Below are 16,146 nucleotides of genomic sequence, written 5' to 3'. Positions count from 1 at the left end.
CTTCGCCTTTCGCCTCTTTGCCGCGCGGCACTGCGCGTGTAAGCAGGGGGCATGCGCAAGATCCTGAAATATGTCGCCATCGCCCTTGTCGTGTTGATCGTCGCGGGCGGGATCGCCTTTTACGTCGCGTCACGTCCCGACATTGCGCGCTTTTCGACCGCCGAACTCAGCGGCCGGGTGCCGGTGATGGCATCGCAGCGCCCCGAACAATTTCCGACGATGAAGGTGCTCGAAGCCACGGGCTGGCCGGACGGCGAAGCGCCTCGGGCCGCGGAGGGATTGACCGTCGCGCGCTTTGCCGAAGGGCTTGACCATCCGCGTTCGATGCTCGTGCTGCCCAATGGCGACGTGTTGGTCGCCGAGGCGCAGAGCCCGCCGCGCAAGGACAGCGGCATCGAAGGCAAGGTGATGAAGTCACTGATGGGCAAGGCGGGCGCCGGCGGCCCCTCGGCCAATCGCATCACCCTGCTCCGCGACGCCAATGGCGACGGCAAGGCGGAAGTGAAGACCGCGTATATCACCGGGCTCAACTCGCCCTATGGCATGGCGCTCGTTGGCAAGACGCTCTACGTCGCCGACACTGACGCGCTGCTCGCCTTTCCGTTTGTCGAGGGCGCGACCGCGATGGCTGGCAAGCCGACCAAGATCGTCGATCTGCCCGCCCAAGGCACCAACCGCCACTGGACGAAGAGCCTGGTCGCGGCGCCCAATGGCTGGCTCTACATCGGCGTCGGCGCCGATTCGAACATCGGCGAAAAGGGCATGGGCAACGAGGTCCGCCGCGCCCGTATTCTGGAGGTGCGGCCCGAGAATAAATATATGCGCACCTATGCCGCCGGTATCCGCAACCCCGTCGGCCTTGCCTTCTATCCGGGCAGCAACACGCTGTGGACCGTGGTCAACGAGCGCGACATGCTGGGATCGGACCTCGTTCCCGACTATCTGACCGACGTCGACGAGGGCGATTTCTTCGGTTGGCCCTGGTATTATTGGGGCGGTTTCACCGATCCGCGGGTTGCCCCCGAAGCCGAGGATCGGCGGCAATATGTCAAGCGGCCGCAATATGCGCTGGGCGCCCATGTCGCGCCGCTGGGCATGACCTTCACCAACGGTCTGGACCTTGGCGACCGCTGGGCGAACGGGGCGCTGATCGCGCTACACGGGTCGTGGAACCGCGATCCGGTGTCGGGATATGACGTCGTGTTCGTCAAGTTCGGCGACAATGGCAAGCCGCTCGACGCCCTGCCCGTCACCCTGCTCGACCAGTTCGTCGCCAAGGACGGCAAGACGACCCGCGGCCGCCCGGCCGATGTCAAGGTCGCCAAGGACGGCAGCGCGCTGGTTGCCGACGATACCGGCGGGATTATCTGGCGGGTCGCGAAGGCGGGCTGATCCGCCAGATCAAGCGGACGCCGGCCTACACCCGCATCGGCATCAGCACGTAGAGCGCCGGGCTCTTTTCGCTTTCGCGGATCAGCGTCGGCGCATTCGCATCGGCGAGATGGAGTTCGACGCTGTCGCCGTCGACCTGTCCCAGGATATCGCTGAGATAGCGGGCATTGAAGCCGATCTCCATCGCGTCGGCGTCGTAGCCGGCGGGAAGTTCTTCGGCCGCCGTACCGTTTTCGGGGCTGGTGACGCTGAGCGTGATGCGATCCTTGTCGAGCCCGACCTTGACCGCGCGCGTCTTTTCACTGGCGATGGTCGAGACGCGATCGACGCCCTGGAACAGGCTCTTGGGATCGACCTTCAGGAGCTTGTCGTTCGCGGTCGGGATGACGCGGCTATAGTCGGGGAAGGTGCCGTCGATCAGCTTCGAGGTCAGCACGGCATTGCCGAGCTGGAAGCGAATCTTCGACGCCGAGAGGCTGATTTCGACATTGCCTTCGGCCTCGTCGAGCAGCTTGCGGATTTCGCCGACGCACTTACGCGGCACGATGACGTCGGGCATGCCCGCGGCGCCCTCGGGACGCGTCACCGTATAACGCGCGAGACGGTGACCGTCGGTCGCCGCGGCCTTGAGCACCGGACCCGTCGAATCTTCTGCGACGTGCAGGAAGATGCCGTTGAGATAATAGCGCGTTTCCTCGGTCGAGATGGCGAAGCGCGTCTTGTCGATGATCTGGATGAGTTCGGCGACCGGCAGTTCGAAGCTGGTCGGCAAATCGCCCTCGGCGATCACCGGGAAGTCGTCGCGCGGCAGCGTCGGCAGATTGAAGTTCGAGCGGCCGGCCTTGACCTGCATCTTGCCTTCGGCGGCGGCGAGGCTGACCTCGGCGCCTTCGGGCAGCTTGCGCGCGATTTCGAACAGGGTGTGCGCCGAGACGGTCGTGGTACCCGGCGTTTCGACCTTTGCCGCGATGGTTTCGACGACCTGCAGATCAAGGTCGGTCGCCATCAGCTTGAGCTGGCCGCTCGCATCGGCTTCGATCAGGACGTTCGACAGGATCGGAATCGTGTTGCGCCGTTCGACCACCGACTGGACGTGGCCGAGGCTCTTCAGAAGCACTGCGCGTTCAATCGTCGCTTTCATTCTTATCCGCCATCCTGTGTTCTGCGGGAGAAGTCCCTGATGGAGCCGGCGCCGCGGACGCAGCGACGCCCCGATTCCCTGCCCCTGGAAATGTCTTCCTTCCTTAACGCGCGCACCGCGCCGCGCAAGCCATGCTTGCATTGCGGCGGCTTTCGCGCAACGGAAGCGCGATGCGGCGGGCGCTATTCCTTCTATTGCTGTGCATCGGCCTGCCCGCGTTCGCCTGGGCGGCACCGACCGCGCTCGGCATCTTCGATGGCTGGGGCGCTTTCCGCGATCCGGCAACCCCCCGCTGCTACGCGATCGCCAGCCCCGCCGCGACGATCGGGCGGGCGCAGGAAAAAGCCTATGCCAGCATCGGATATTGGCCCAAGGCGCGCATCCGCGGTCAATTCTATATCCGCCTGTCGAAGCCGCGCGCACCGCAGAGCGAATTGCGGCTGACGGTCGGCAGCCGCCGCTTCGTGCTGACCGGCAATGGCGCCCACGGCTGGGCCAGCGATGCCCGCATGGACGCCGCGATCATCGCCGCGATGCGCGCAGCGCCGAGCATGAGCGTCGAGAGCCGGTCTATGACGGGCGGCGCGATTGCCGACACCTATCGCCTGCGCGGCGCCGCGACGGCGATCGACGCGGCAGCGCTGGGGTGCGCGAGCATCCGCTGATGCCGGTTTGGAAAATGGCAGAAAACTGCCGAACTTCATTCGCGATTCACGGTAGCAAGCTGCACCGGACCTGATCCGTGGTGGACTTCTTCGACGCGGCGCGAATGGACCCGGGATCAAGTCCGGGGTGACGAAGGTAGAAGATTTTGTGCGATCGAAAAATCGCGGATAACCGCTCAACTCCACTCGCGTTTCATGTTGTGGAGGGGTGCCGGTCGTCATTGGCCAGTTTGAACCACAGCCGACGATTGTAGGAAAGGCCTTTCCGGTCCGCGCCGCCGCCTAGTCAACTGCGTGCAAGCCGCGTCAACGCCCCGGCCAGAAAATCGAGTACGACGCGGATGCGGGGGACGTGGCGCAGGCGTTCGTGGGTGAGCAGCCACAGGCCGGTCGTATCATCCTCCCGCGCCGGGATGCAGCGGACGAGGTCGGGTTCGCGGTCGGCGAGGAAGGCCGGCAGGATCGTCAGCCCCATTCCCGAACGCACGCCAGCGAGCAACCCCGATGCGGTATCGTAACGCATGACCACCGAATCCTCGAGCCGGTATTGCTTCAGCCACGCCCGATACGGCTCCCAGATATGGCCGCCGCCGCCGATGAAGGGATGCCTCGCCAGTTCCTCGCGGCTGTGCGGAATGCCGTGGCGTCCGGCATAGTCGCGGCTGCAATAAACCGTCCACGGATTATCGGCGACGCGGCGTCCGACGAGACCCGCCCCCGTCGGCTGCTTGCTGCTGCGGATCGCGATATCGGCGGCGCCGCTTGCAAGGTCGCGCGGCTCGTCGGCGGTGTCGAGGTCGATATGGATGCCGGGATGCGCTGCACGCAGGTCGCGCAGGATGGGCGGCAGAAGGGTGATCGCAATAATCTCCATCGTCGTCAGGCTGACGGTCCCGCCCGCGTCGCGCGACTGGGCGCCCACGGCTTCGCCGAACCGGTCCGCAGAGTCGCGGACCGCAAGCGCACTCGCCAGCATCGCCTCGCCCGTCGGCGTCAACGCATAGCCAGCCTGGCGCCGTTCAAATAGCGTGACGCCGGTAGCCGCCTCCAGCGCGGCAATACGCCGCGCCACCGTCGTCTGGCTGACGCGCAGCGCCTGCGCCGCCGCGAGCGTGCTGCCGCTTTCGGCGACCGCGAGGAAATATTTAAGGTCGTTCCAGTCGAACATGGCGTCTTGTGGGGAATAATCGCCCACGCTTCATTCTGCAATTATGCAGAATGATCGCGCAACATCGTTGCTCCTGCGGCGCGGCGCGCCGGCCTATCTTGGCCTTACCGGCTTCCTCCCCTCCCCAACCCGCCGGTCGACGGAGAAACAAGATGAAGATGATGTTGACCCTTGTCGCGCTCGCCGCGGCGGCATCCGCCCTGCCCGTCCATGCCGAACCCGCGCCCGCACCGCGCAGCGCGACGGTCGTCCATTCGGACCTCGACCTTGGCAGCGCACGCGGCGCCCATAGGCTCGAGCGCCGCATCTGGCGGGCGGTCGTCGCGGTGTGCGGCAGCGCGCCCGACTATGATCTGGAAGGCAAGAATGACGTCCAGCAATGCCGCCGCGACACGATGCGCCAGGCATCGGCCGAGGCCGAACGCGTCATCGCCAGCGCCGCAACGCGCGGCGAACCGATCCAGGTGACGCTCGCCAAATAGGCGCCAAATAAGCGCGCAGCGCGCCGCCGCCGCGGTCAGGTGCCGGCGTCGAAAGCGCTGCGCGCCGCTTCGACCGCGGCGAGATGCGCTTCGGCCCAATGCCACACGCCGCAAAAGGCTTCGCCCAGGCTGTGGCCGAGATCGGTCAGCGCATATTCGACCTTCGGCGGCACCACCGGATAGACGGTGCGGCGGACGAGCCCGTCGCGCTCCATCGCGCGCAGCGTTTGGGTCAGCATCTTCTGGCTGATCCCCGGTACAAGCTGCGCCAGCCGGGTGAAGCGGCAGGTGCCATGCTCTTCCAACTCCTCGAGCACGAGCAGCGTCCATTTGTCGGCGACTCGACCGATCAGGTCGTTGACCAGCATCTCGACGCGCGGATCGGGCGCGGGATCGGCGGCGGCCGAATAATTTTGCATCGCGGGCACGGCAGAAATCCCAATTCTCTCCATCGCGTAAGTATAGCACTTTCAGGTGCCTACTTTCCATTGGAGAGTATTGGCATAAATTGGCCGCCTCCCCAACCCCGAAACGAAGGACAATCGATGAAAACGACAGGCAACACCATCCTGGTCACCGGCGGCGGATCGGGCATCGGTCTGGCGCTCGCGCAGCGTTGGCACGATGCCGGCAATGTGGTGATCGTGACCGGACGCAATAGCGCCAAGCTGGATGCGGCGATCGCGGGCCGGGCCAATATGCACGCGCTGCCGCTCGACGTGACCGACGCCGACGCGATCGCCGCCTTTGCCGCCGATATCGTGCAGCGCTTCCCCGATCTCAACGTCCTGATGAACAACGCCGGGGTGATGATGTACGAGGCGCTGGACGGCGAGCGCGACCTGAGCGACGCCGAAGCGACGGTCGTCACCAACTTGCTCGGCCCGATCCGGCTGACCGATGCGCTGATCGACCATCTCGTCGCGCGCAGCGACGGCGCGATCGTCAACGTGACGTCCGGGCTGGCCTTTGTTCCGCTGCCCAAGGCGCCGACCTATTCGGCGACCAAGGCGGCGCTGCACAGCTATACGCAGGCGCTGCGCGTCCAGCTTGCCGGCCGGGTCGAGGTGATCGAGCTGGCGCCGCCCGCGGTGCGGACTGAACTGACCCCCGGCCAGTCGACGCGCGACGCCTATATGCCGCTGGACGCCTTTGCCGACGAGGTCATGGCCCTGTTCGCCGAAACGCCGACCCCGGCGGAGATTCTGGTGCGCAATGTCCTCCCGCTGCGGCACGCCGAAGCCGAAGGCGCGGTCGCCGAACGACTGGCGTTCCTCGCCACCCTCTGATCGCCGCATTCCGATCACCGGCAGCGCGCTCATCCCGAAATGATGCGCCGGACGCCACATCGGCTCTTGCCGAGGCGGCGTCCGGCGCGCATGATCGACCGGCCCGAAAGGACGACGCCCGACAGAGGCGCGCCCGACGGCGAGGTTAGTGGGATGAGGAGATGGGCCAATGAATGCCATTGGCAGATGCGATGCCGCCGCACGTGAGCGGCACCGGGCGCTGGATTTCATCGGGCTGCGTGCCCATGCGACGACCGTCGGGTTGATCCAGCTTTGCGAGGAATTGCTGAACAGCGGGGTGCTGAGCCCCGAGGGGCTGGAGCGCATCAAGGGCGCGATCCGCACCGAACTGACGGTCAGCAGCAACGCGCGCATTTCGAACCATGCCGCGTTCGACGACACGCTGCGCCGCCGAATCGACGCGATCTTTCCCGCCGCCCCCGGCGAACCGCCGCTGGAGCATGTCGGGACGCTCGAAGATTTCGAAGATGCGATGGACCCCTATCACGGCGCGTGAAGGGCCGCGCTGACGCGCGCAATTGCGCAAAGCGCGCATCGCGACTATAGGGCCGCGCATCATGCAGATCCCCGGCCACATCGATCCCGTTACGACGGGCACCGTTCCCCTGCGCGGCGGCAACCGCGTCGACCTTGTCGGACTGACGCGCGAGGGCATCCGTTCCGCGCTCGAGGAGGCGGGGCTCGACGCCAAGGCGGCGAAGCTGCGCTCCAAGCAGATCTGGCACTGGATCTATCATCGCGGCGTCACCGAATTCGACGCGATGACCGACATCGCCAAGGCGATGCGCCCCTGGCTCACCGAACGCTTCATCGTCGGCCGCCCGACCGTCGTCACCGCGCAGGTTTCAACCGACGGCACGCGCAAATGGCTGCTCGCGGCGGCGGACGGCCAGGAATATGAAATGGTGTTCATTCCCGACGCCGATCGGGGAACGCTGTGCGTGTCCAGCCAGGTCGGCTGCACCCTGAACTGCCGTTTCTGTCACACCGGCACGATGCGGCTCGTCCGCAACCTATCTGCCGGCGAGATCGTCGGCCAGGTTCTGCTCGCGCGCGATGCGCTGGGCGAATGGCCGAAGGGCACGATGGCATCAAGCGCCGACATCGACGACGAGGATGACGACGCGGGCCATTATACCGCGGACGGCCGTATGCTGACCAATATCGTGATGATGGGGATGGGCGAGCCGCTCTATAATTTCGACGAGGTCAAGGGCGCGCTGAAGATCGTGATGGACGGCGACGGGCTGGCGCTGTCGAAGCGGCGCATCACCCTGTCGACGAGCGGCGTGGTGCCGATGATGGCGCGCGCGGGCGAGGAAATCGGGGTCAACCTCGCCGTCTCGCTCCACGCGGTGAACAAGGAAATCCGCGACGAGATCGTGCCGCTCAACCGCAAATACGGCATCGAGGAACTGCTCGCCGCCTGCGCCGCCTACCCCGGCGCGAACAATGCGCGGCGCATCACCTTCGAATATGTGATGCTGAAGGACAAGAATGACAGCGACGCCGATGCGCGCGAGCTGGTGCGGCTGATCAAGCAGTACAAGCTGCCGGCGAAGGTCAACCTGATCCCGTTCAACCCCTGGCCCGGCGCGATCTATGAATGTTCGTCGCCCGAGCGGGTGCGCGCGTTCAGCAACATCATCTTCGAAAGCGGAATTTCGGCGCCGATTCGCACCCCGCGCGGGCGCGACATCATGGCGGCGTGCGGCCAGCTCAAGAGCGCGGCGACCAAACCCTCGCGCGCCGAACTCGACCGGATCGCCGAAGAGAAGCAGGCGGCGCTGGGCTGAGGCCGACTTGCATAGCTATGCTGTGTTGCAAAAACAACACAGGTAATAAAATTGTCATTTTCTGAACGATGCGTTCATTGAAACGACAGGTGCGAACGCCATCTTTGCACACGGGACGCGACCCAAAGGGCGCCCCCTGTCAAAGAAAAGGAAAAGACAATGAAGAAGTTCGCAGTTGCTGCCGCTCTCCTCTCGGCTGTCGTTGCCACGCCTGCCCTCGCCCAGAACGGCGAAGGTCATGTCGAAGTGCGCGGCGGGTACATCACCGGCAGCGGCCTGGACGACGCCACCCTGGGCGTTGCGGGCGGCTATGATTACAACCTGGGCGACAAGGCTTTTGCCGGCGTCGAAATCGCGGGCGACAAGGTGCTGATCGACGGCGCCAAGGTCCAGTTCTCGTCGGGTGCGCGCCTGGGCGCCAACCTCGGCACGAACGGCAAGCTCTACGCGACCGGCGGCTACACCTTCGGCCAGATCGACGATCCCTATGTTGGCGCCGGTTATCAGCACAAGCTGACCCAGAACGTCTATGGCAAGGTCGAATATCGCCACCAGTTCATCAACAACTTCGACGACACCGACGCCTTCGCGGTCGGCGTCGGCTTCGCTTTCTGATCCTTCGGTCAGCGAGACGAACGGAAAGGGGCGGCCCCGCGGGGTCGCCCCTTTTCTTTTGCGCGGGAAGCCGCCACAGCAGGGCGATGCGCTACACGATCGACGCCCTGTTGACCGGCAAGGCCCGCCGCTTCGGCGCGAAGGGCGAGCCGAGCGCGATCGACAAGCGCGCGGTCGAAGGACGGCACGCGGTCGGCGCGCTGGGCATCGCGGGCGACGAGCAGGCCGACCTTTCGGTCCACGGCGGCCCCGACAAGGCGATCCACCATTATCCGCGCGATCATTATGACTGGTGGGCCGAGACGATCGGCGACCATGCGCTGTTGCAGGACGCCGGCGCGTTCGGCGAGAATATCTCGACATCGGGCCTGACCGAGAGCGCGGCGTGCATCGGCGACCGCTATCGCCTCGGCAGCGCGCTGGTCGAGATCAGCCAGGGCCGCCAGCCGTGCTGGAAGCTCGGCCACCGGTTCGGCATCGCGACGCTGCCCGCCACCGTCGTCACCTCTCGCCGCGGCGGCTGGTATTACCGTGTCATCGAGGATGGCGCGGTCGGCGCAGGCGACGCGTTGGAGCTGATCGACCGTCCGCTGCCCGACTGGAGCGTCGAGCACGTCTTTCACCTGCTGATCGGCGGGGCGGGCAAGCGCGAACCGGCGGCGCTGCGCGCGCTCGCCGCGATGGACCTGCTCGCCGCCAACTGGCGCGCCCGCGCCGACAAGCTGCTGGGTTAGCGCGGCTCGGGCAGCGCCTGTTCGACGAGCGGCGCCAGCGACGCGGCGACGATTTTCACGCCCTTGGCATTGGGATGCATATTGTCGCCGAGCATCAGCGATTTGTCGGTGACGACATTGTCGAGGATGAAGGGATAGAGGCTCGCGCCATATTTGTCGGCAAGTTCGGGAAATATCGGATTGAATTTGCTCGCATAATCGCTGCCCAGATTGGGCGCCGCCATCATCCCGGTCATCAGGACGGGGATGCCGCGCCGCTTGAGCTCGGCGAGCATCGCGTCGAGATTGGCGCGCGTCTGGTCGGGGCCGATACCGCGCAGCATGTCGTTGCCGCCGAGGCCGAGCAGCACGAGCGCGGGTTTCGCCTTCGCATTGTCGAGAACATAGGACAGCCGCTGCCGCCCCGCCGCGGTGGTATCGCCCGATACCCCGGCGTTCTGGACGCGCACCATGTGACCGTCCGCCGCGAGCGCCGCCTGAAGCTGCGGCGCGAGGCCTTCCCTGGGGCCGAGCTGGTAACCGGCGTAGAGGCTATCGCCGAAGGCGATGACGAGCGGCGCGTCGGCGGGAAGCACGGGCGCCGCCTTCGCCGGATTTTCCTTGCCCGCTGCGGGCGCCGTGGGGGCCTCCGCCGAGCCGCATCCGGCAAGCGGTTGGCAAAGGGCGATTGCAAAACCATATAGGGCGAAAGAGCGCCATCCGGCCGTTCTCATTTCCAAAGGGTCCTTTCTTGACCGACAGCCCCCAACCGCCCGTCGCGCCGACGATGGCGATTGCCGCCCATAATGTGACGCTGACGCTGGGGAGCGACAAGGCCCCCGTCGAAATTTTGCGCGGCGTCGACCTGGAAGTCGCCGCCGGCACCTCGGTCGCGCTGCTCGGTCCGTCGGGATCGGGCAAGAGTTCGCTGATGGCGGTGCTCGCCGGGCTGGAACGCGCGCGCGGCGGAACGGTTATGGTCGCGGGGCTCGATTTTGCAACGATGGACGAGGATGCGCTGGCGCGCGCGCGGCGCGGGCGGATCGGTATCGTCCTGCAAGCCTTTCACCTGTTGCCGACGATGACCGCGCTCGAAAATGTCGCCGTGCCGCTGGAGCTGGCGGGGATCGACGACCCGTTCGGGCGCGCCGCGCGCGAGCTGGACGCGGTCGGGCTCGGCCACCGCCTGACCCATTATCCCGCGCAGCTTTCGGGCGGCGAGCAGCAGCGCGTCGCGATCGCGCGCGCGATGGCGAGCGAGCCGCAGATCATCTTCGCCGACGAACCCACCGGCAATCTCGACACCGCGACCGGTCATGCGATCATCGAACTGATCTTCGCGCGGCGCGCGGCGCTCGGCGCGACGCTGCTGATCATCACCCACGATCCCGAATTGGCAGACCATTGCGACCGCGTCGTCGTGATGCACGACGGGCGGATCGAGGAACGATGATGGAACCGCAGTTCAATCCCGTTCGTGTCGAGCGAAGTCGAGACACCGCGAAGGAACGCGCAACATCGATGGGTGTCTCGACTTCGCTCGACACGAACGGAAATGGGGAGCACCGGATCTGATGCTTCCCATCAGCACCCTGTGGCGTATCGCGCGGCGCGATCTGGCGGCGCGGATTCGCGGGCTGCGCCTGCTGGCGGTATGCCTGTTCCTCGGCGTCGCGACACTGGCGGCCATCGGCAGCCTGACGAGCGGCATCACCGCCGAACTGGCGACGCGCGGGCAAACGATCCTGGGCGGCGACCTGCAATTCGGCCTGCCGCAGCGGCAGGCGAGCGAGGCCGAGCTCGCGGGGCTGCGCGGTGCGGGCGCGACATCGGCGACGGTGCGGATGCGCGCGATGGCGAACGCACCGGGCGGCGGCGCGCTGCTCTCCGAACTCAAGGCGGTCGATGCTGCCTATCCGCTTTACGGTACGATGCGGCTCGAAAGCGGCGCGCGCCGCGGCCCGCCGCCCCCGGGGGCGATCTGGATCGGCAAGGATCTCGCGTCGCGGCTCGACCTGTCGGTCGGCGGCGCGGTGAAATTCGGCGACAAATCCTTCCGCATCGACGGCATCATCGCCGACGAGCCCGACCGGCTAGGCGAAGGCTTTACGCTGGGCCCGGTGGCAATCATCGGCCTCGGCGACCTTGCCGCAACGCAGTTGATCCAGCCCGGCAGCCTCTACGAAAGCAAATATCGCGTCCGCCTACCCGCCGGTGCCGATCCGGTGGCAGTGGGCAAGCGGCTGAGCGCGGCCTTCCCCGACGCAGGCTGGGAGGTGACCGACCGTAGCAACGGCGCGCCGGGCACGCGGCGCTTTATCGAACGCATGGGGCAGTTCCTGTCGCTCGTCGGCCTCGCCGCGCTGGTGATCGCCGGGATCGGGGTCGGCAACGGGGTCGCCAGCTATCTTGCGGGCAAGCGCCCCGGGCTTGCGACATTGAAGGTGCTCGGGGCCGACAGCGCGGCGGTGCTGCGTATCTATGGCTTGCAGATATTGGCGGTTGCCGCTGCCGCGATTGCCGCCGGGTTGATTGCGGGCGCCTTGGCCCCCGCGGCGATCGGCGCGATTGCGGGCGACGTCCTGCCGGTCAAGCCGGGGCTGGCGGTCTATCCGCTCCCGCTCGCGGTCAGCGCCGCCTACGGCCTGCTCATCGCGATTGCCTTTGCGTTGCCACCGCTCGCCGCGACGCGCCATATTCCGGCCGCGGGCCTCTACCGCGCGACGGTCGACGGCGCGGGCCGGATCGAAAAGCGCGTGCTGGCCGCCGTTGCTCTCGCCTTCGCCGCCATCGTCGCCCTCGCGGTCGGGACGGCGCGCGAACCGCTGTTTGCGCTGGGCTTTATCGGGGGGGCGGTGCTGCTGCTCCTGATCCTCGTCGCGCTCGGCTGGCTGGTGCGCCGCATCGCGAGCCGGGTGCCGCGCCCGAAGCGGCCGCTGCTGCGCCTTGCGCTCGCCAATCTGCATCGTCCCGGCGCCGCAACCGGCGCGCTGGTCGTCGCGCTCGGCCTGGGGCTGACGCTGTTCGTCACCCTCGCCGCGATCCAGACGAGCATCACCGCCGAAATCGCTCGCACCGTGCCCGAACGCGCGCCGAGCTTTTTCGTGCTCGATATTCCGCGCGACCGGGCGGCGGCGTTCCGCGCGCTGGTGACGGGCGCCGACGGCAAGGCGGCGATCAACATGATCCCCGCGCTGCGCGGCAGCGTCACCGAATTTGCCGGCAAGCGCGTCGACGAACTCACCGAACTGCCCGAAGGCGCGTGGGTGCTGCGCGGCGACCGCGGCCTGACCTACAGCCCCGTGCTGCCCAAGGGCAGCAGCCTGACCCAGGGCCAGTGGTGGGCCCCGGATTACAAGGGCCCGCCATTGGTCAGCGTCGAGGCTGATGTCGCCAAATCGCTGGCGCTGAAGATCGGCGACACGCTGTCGGTCAACGTGCTGGGGGTGGAGGTGCAGGCGCGGGTCGCCTCTTTCCGCTCCGTCGAATGGGACAATTTCGGGCTCAACTATGCGCTCGTCTTTTCGCCCGGCACCTTCGACGCGGCGCCGCATAACATGGTGGCGACCGTCGCCGTTGGGCCGCAGGCCGAAACCGCGCTGGCGCGCAGCATTCCCCGCGCCTTCCCCTCGGCCTCGCTGATTCAGGTGCGCGACGTGGTGAGCCAGGTGACGAGCCTGCTGACGCAGATGAGCCAGGCGATTGCCGCGGCGGCGAGCATTGCGATCCTGGCCGGCATTGCCGTGCTGATCGGCGCGATTGCCGCAAGCCGCGAGCGACGCGTCTATGACAGCGTGATCCTGAAACTGCTCGGCGCGACGCGCGGCCAGATTCTGGGGGCGCAGGGGCTGGAATATGCGCTGCTCGCCGCGATCCTCGCGCTGCTCGCGCTCGGCCTCGGGCTCGTCGCGGCGCATTATGTGGTGGTCGAGCTGTTCGACTTCCGCTTCGCCCCCGATCCGCTCGTGGTTGGCGCGACGCTGGTCGGCGGTGCGGGCCTCGCCTTCCTGATCGGCATCGCCGGAAGCTGGCCCTTGCTGTCGGCGAAGCCCGCGCAGGCGCTGCGCAGCCTCTAGGGTCCTGACCCTAGTTCAAGATCCGCACCACCGCCGAAATCGCCGAGAGGCCGAGGACGACCGCGACCATCGCCTGCCATAGATGCGCCGGAACGCGGCCGAAGTGGCGGCCGCCGAGATGATTGCCGAGCCACATCGGCACGAACAGCAGCAGCGCGAGGATGAGCAGGCGGTGCGTCGCGAGCCCGGTCCACAGCGCCGCGAGCGTCCCTGCGATGGCAGTGGCGAAGAAGATCAGCATCATCGACGCGCGCGCGGTCCGCGGATCGAGCCGGCGGCGCAGGTAGAAAGGCACCACCGGCGGCCCCGGCATCGCGGCGAAGCCGGTGAGCAAGCCCGACGCAATCCCCGTCCCGCCGATGGCGACGCGGCCGGGCCGATGTCCCTCGGGCTGTTTGGGCATCAGGATCGCCAGGAAGGCGCCGACCGCGACGAGCGTGATCATCAGGCGCGCGACATCGGGGGTTATCGCTTTCAGCGCGAGCATGCCGAGCGGCGTCGTCGCCATCGCGATCAGCCCGATCGGCACCGCCGTATGGCGGTCGGCATCGGCCAGGATGACGCGCAGCCCGACCGGACCGATCAGCAATTGCAGGATGATCGCCACGACGACCGCCTGCCCCGGCGGCACGATCATCCCGAGCAGCGGCACGAGGATGATCGCCATGCCGAAACCGGTCAGCCCGCGCACATAGGCCGCGCCGAACGTCATCGCCGCAGCGCCCGCAAAGGTGAGCGGCGCCAGGCCGACGAGAGCCTTGATGCCGGTCAAGCGGGGCGCAGGTCCGGCGGGGTCGCTTCACCCTTCAGCATCGCGATCGCTTCGGCGAGCGGCAGGATGCGCTGGCCATCCTGGCCGAGGGTGCGGATCGCGACGGTGCCTTCGTCGGCCTCGCGCTTGCCAACGACAAGCAGATAGGGAACCTTCTGAAGGCTGTGTTCGCGCACCTTGTAGTTGATCTTTTCGTTGCGCAGGTCGGTTTCGACGCGGATGCCCGCCGCCTCGAGCTGCGCCGCGGCGTCCTTCGCATAATCGTCGGCATCGGACACGATCGTCGCGACGACCGCCTGCACCGGCGCGAGCCAGGTCGGAAAGCGGCCGGCGAAATGCTCGATCAAAATGCCGATGAAGCGTTCATAGGTGCCGAGGATCGCGCGGTGGAGCATCACCGGGCGGTGGCGCTCGCCATCTTCGCCCACGTAGGATGCATCGAGGCGTTCGGGCATGACGCGGTCGGATTGGATCGTGCCGCACTGCCACGTCCGCCCGATCGCGTCGGTCAGGTGGAATTCGAGCTTGGGAGCATAGAAGGCGCCCTCGCCCGGCAATTCTTCCCAGCCATAATCGTCGTTCGCCATGCCCGCGCGCGCGACCGCCTCACGCAGTTCCTGCTCGGCCTTGTCCCACATCGCGTCGGTGCCGAAGCGCATCTCGGGCCGCAGCGCGAGCTTCACGGCATATTTCTCGAAGCCGAGCTGCTTGTAGACACGGTCGAGCAGTTCGCAGAAGGCGCGCACTTCCTCGACGATCTGATCCTCGCGGCAGAAAATATGGCCGTCGTCCTGCGTGAATTGGCGGACACGCATGATGCCGTGCAGCGCACCATGCGGTTCGTTGCGGTGGCAGCAGCCCATTTCGGCCATGCGCAGCGGCAGGTCGCGGTACGACTTGATCCCCTGGCGGAAGATCAGCACGTGCGCGGGGCAGTTCATCGGCTTGAGCGCCATCCACTCGGCATCGTCGGAGACGAGCGGGCCGTCGTCCTCGATATTCGGCACCTCGTCGGGGATGACGAACATATTCTCGCGATATTTGCCCCAGTGGCCCGACTGTTCCCACTGGCGCGCGTCCATCACCTGCGGCGTCTTGACCTCCTGGTAGCCCGAGCCGTCGATCGCCCGGCGCATATAGGCCTCAAGCTCGCGGTAGATGCGATAGCCCTTGGGGTGCCAGAAGACGCTGCCGTGCGCTTCTTCCTGGAGGTGGAAGAGGTCCATCTCGCGGCCGATCTTGCGGTGGTCGCGCTTCGCGGCTTCCTCCAACCGGACGAGATGCTCGGCGAGCTGCTTCTTGTTGAGCCAGCCGGTGCCGTAGATGCGCGAAAGCTGGGCATTTTTCTGGTCGCCGCGCCAATAGGCGCCCGAGACTCGCGTCAGCTTGAAGGCGGCGGGGTCGAGCTTGCCGGTCGAAGCCAAATGGGGCCCGCGGCACATGTCCATCCAGCCGTCTCCCGAGCGGTAGACGGTCAGTTCCTCGCCCTCGGGCAGTTCGGCGGCCCATTCGGCCTTGAACGTCTCACCCTCGGCCTGCCATTTGGCGATCAGCTTGTCGCGTTCCCACACCTCGCGCGTCAGCGGCAGGTCGGCGGCGATGATACGGCGCATCTCCTCCTCGATCAGCGGCAGTTCGTCGTCGCGAAACGGGCCGCGGTCGGCGGTCGGCGCGAAATCATAATAGAAACCGTCGTTCGTCGAGGGACCGAAGGTGATCTGCGTGCCGGGAAACAGATTCTGCACTGCCTCCGCCAGCACATGCGCATAGTCGTGGCGCACGAGTTCGAGCGCATCGGCCTCGTCGCGGCTCGTGACCAGCGCAAGGTTGGTGTCTTCCTCCAGCGGCCGCATGATGTCGCGCAGTTCGCCGTCGATCTTTGCGGCAAGTGCCGCCTTGGCGAGGCCGGGGCCGATGTCTGCCGCGATCTGCGCCGGAGTAGTGCCGCGTGCGACTTCTCGGGCAGAGCCGTCGGGAAGGGTGACGCGGATCATCTCGGACATTGGAAATCGGGCC

The 16,146-nt window shown here is 66.7% G+C and carries 16 protein-coding genes; 10 read left to right on the top strand and 6 right to left on the bottom strand.

Features of this window, described 5'->3' with window-relative positions; genetic code table 11:
* Nucleotides 1-51 precede the first annotated feature (51 nt).
* Nucleotides 52-1,392 (top strand): PQQ-dependent sugar dehydrogenase, encoded by a 1,341-nt coding sequence (locus tag STE01S_RS12145; RefSeq protein ID WP_062767930.1) that lies wholly within the window; start codon nt 52-54, stop codon nt 1,390-1,392.
* 25 nt (nt 1,393-1,417) lie between these two features.
* On the opposite strand, the gene dnaN is transcribed toward STE01S_RS12145, so the two are convergent.
* Nucleotides 1,418-2,533 carry a DNA polymerase III subunit beta gene (dnaN, locus tag STE01S_RS12140; protein WP_062767928.1) on the bottom strand — a complete coding sequence of 372 codons (1,116 nt, stop codon included), beginning with the start codon at nt 2,531-2,533 and terminating at the stop codon, nt 1,418-1,420.
* Nucleotides 2,534-2,703: 170 nt separating this feature from the next.
* Between dnaN and STE01S_RS12135 the strand changes: the two genes are divergently transcribed.
* On the top strand, nt 2,704-3,198 hold the full coding sequence (locus STE01S_RS12135; RefSeq protein ID WP_062768021.1) for a hypothetical protein: 495 nt from the start codon (nt 2,704-2,706) through the stop codon (nt 3,196-3,198).
* A gap of 286 nt (nt 3,199-3,484) precedes the next feature.
* On the opposite strand, the gene STE01S_RS12130 is transcribed toward STE01S_RS12135, so the two are convergent.
* Nucleotides 3,485-4,393, bottom strand: a complete 909-nt coding sequence (locus STE01S_RS12130) for a LysR family transcriptional regulator (RefSeq protein WP_255265942.1) — start codon at nt 4,391-4,393, stop codon at nt 3,485-3,487.
* 125 nt (nt 4,394-4,518) lie between these two features.
* Here STE01S_RS12130 and STE01S_RS12125 point away from each other — a divergent pair, with 125 nt between their 5' ends.
* A complete protein-coding gene (locus STE01S_RS12125; protein ID WP_255265941.1) occupies nt 4,519-4,848 on the top strand; it encodes a UrcA family protein in 330 nt (109 codons plus the stop codon).
* Nucleotides 4,849-4,883: 35 nt separating this feature from the next.
* Here the strand turns inward: STE01S_RS12125 and STE01S_RS12120 are convergent, their stop codons facing one another.
* On the bottom strand, nt 4,884-5,267 hold the full coding sequence (locus STE01S_RS12120) for a winged helix-turn-helix transcriptional regulator (RefSeq protein ID WP_062767925.1): 384 nt from the start codon (nt 5,265-5,267) through the stop codon (nt 4,884-4,886).
* A 126-nt stretch (nt 5,268-5,393) separates the two neighbouring features.
* On the opposite strand from STE01S_RS12120, the gene STE01S_RS12115 reads away from it, so the two are divergent.
* From STE01S_RS12115 to STE01S_RS12095, 5 genes are all read left to right on the top strand, one after another.
* Nucleotides 5,394-6,137, top strand: a complete 744-nt coding sequence (locus STE01S_RS12115) for an SDR family oxidoreductase (RefSeq protein ID WP_062767923.1) — start codon at nt 5,394-5,396, stop codon at nt 6,135-6,137.
* 169 nt (nt 6,138-6,306) lie between these two features.
* Nucleotides 6,307-6,654: a hypothetical protein gene (locus tag STE01S_RS12110; RefSeq protein WP_058813415.1), complete on the top strand. Its 348-nt coding sequence runs from the start codon at nt 6,307-6,309 to the stop codon at nt 6,652-6,654.
* 61 nt (nt 6,655-6,715) lie between these two features.
* On the top strand, nt 6,716-7,954 hold the full coding sequence (gene rlmN, locus STE01S_RS12105; RefSeq protein ID WP_003047451.1) for a 23S rRNA (adenine(2503)-C(2))-methyltransferase RlmN: 1,239 nt from the start codon (nt 6,716-6,718) through the stop codon (nt 7,952-7,954).
* A gap of 159 nt (nt 7,955-8,113) precedes the next feature.
* Entirely contained in the window at nt 8,114-8,569 is a 456-nt protein-coding gene (locus STE01S_RS12100; protein ID WP_003047453.1) for an outer membrane protein, read from the top strand.
* A gap of 86 nt (nt 8,570-8,655) precedes the next feature.
* On the top strand, nt 8,656-9,303 hold the full coding sequence (locus STE01S_RS12095) for an MOSC domain-containing protein (protein WP_062767921.1): 648 nt from the start codon (nt 8,656-8,658) through the stop codon (nt 9,301-9,303).
* On the opposite strand, the gene STE01S_RS12090 is transcribed toward STE01S_RS12095, so the two are convergent.
* Nucleotides 9,300-10,016 carry an arylesterase gene (locus STE01S_RS12090; RefSeq protein WP_062767919.1) on the bottom strand — a complete coding sequence of 239 codons (717 nt, stop codon included), beginning with the start codon at nt 10,014-10,016 and terminating at the stop codon, nt 9,300-9,302. The genes STE01S_RS12095 and STE01S_RS12090 overlap by 4 nt on opposite strands.
* Nucleotides 10,017-10,069: 53 nt before the next feature.
* Here STE01S_RS12090 and STE01S_RS12085 point away from each other — a divergent pair, with 53 nt between their 5' ends.
* Both STE01S_RS12085 and STE01S_RS12080 read left to right on the top strand, forming a co-directional pair.
* Complete coding sequence (locus STE01S_RS12085) at nt 10,070-10,735, top strand: ABC transporter ATP-binding protein (RefSeq protein ID WP_062768015.1); 666 nt, start codon at nt 10,070-10,072, stop codon at nt 10,733-10,735.
* Nucleotides 10,736-10,856: 121 nt separating this feature from the next.
* Nucleotides 10,857-13,358: an ABC transporter permease gene (locus STE01S_RS12080; protein ID WP_062767917.1), complete on the top strand. Its 2,502-nt coding sequence runs from the start codon at nt 10,857-10,859 to the stop codon at nt 13,356-13,358.
* A gap of 10 nt (nt 13,359-13,368) precedes the next feature.
* Here STE01S_RS12080 and STE01S_RS12075 read toward each other — a convergent pair whose 3' ends face one another.
* Nucleotides 13,369-14,130: a sulfite exporter TauE/SafE family protein gene (locus STE01S_RS12075; protein WP_062767915.1), complete on the bottom strand. Its 762-nt coding sequence runs from the start codon at nt 14,128-14,130 to the stop codon at nt 13,369-13,371.
* Nucleotides 14,127-16,133, bottom strand: a complete 2,007-nt coding sequence (thrS, locus tag STE01S_RS12070) for a threonine--tRNA ligase (RefSeq protein WP_062767914.1) — start codon at nt 16,131-16,133, stop codon at nt 14,127-14,129. Before thrS ends, STE01S_RS12075 begins: the two co-directional genes overlap by 4 nt.
* Nucleotides 16,134-16,146: the final 13 nt, after the last annotated feature.

This window comes from Sphingopyxis terrae subsp. terrae NBRC 15098, assembly GCF_001598815.1.
Lineage (GTDB): Bacteria > Pseudomonadota > Alphaproteobacteria > Sphingomonadales > Sphingomonadaceae > Sphingopyxis > Sphingopyxis terrae.
This window is presented reverse-complemented; position numbering and strand designations above follow the sequence as displayed.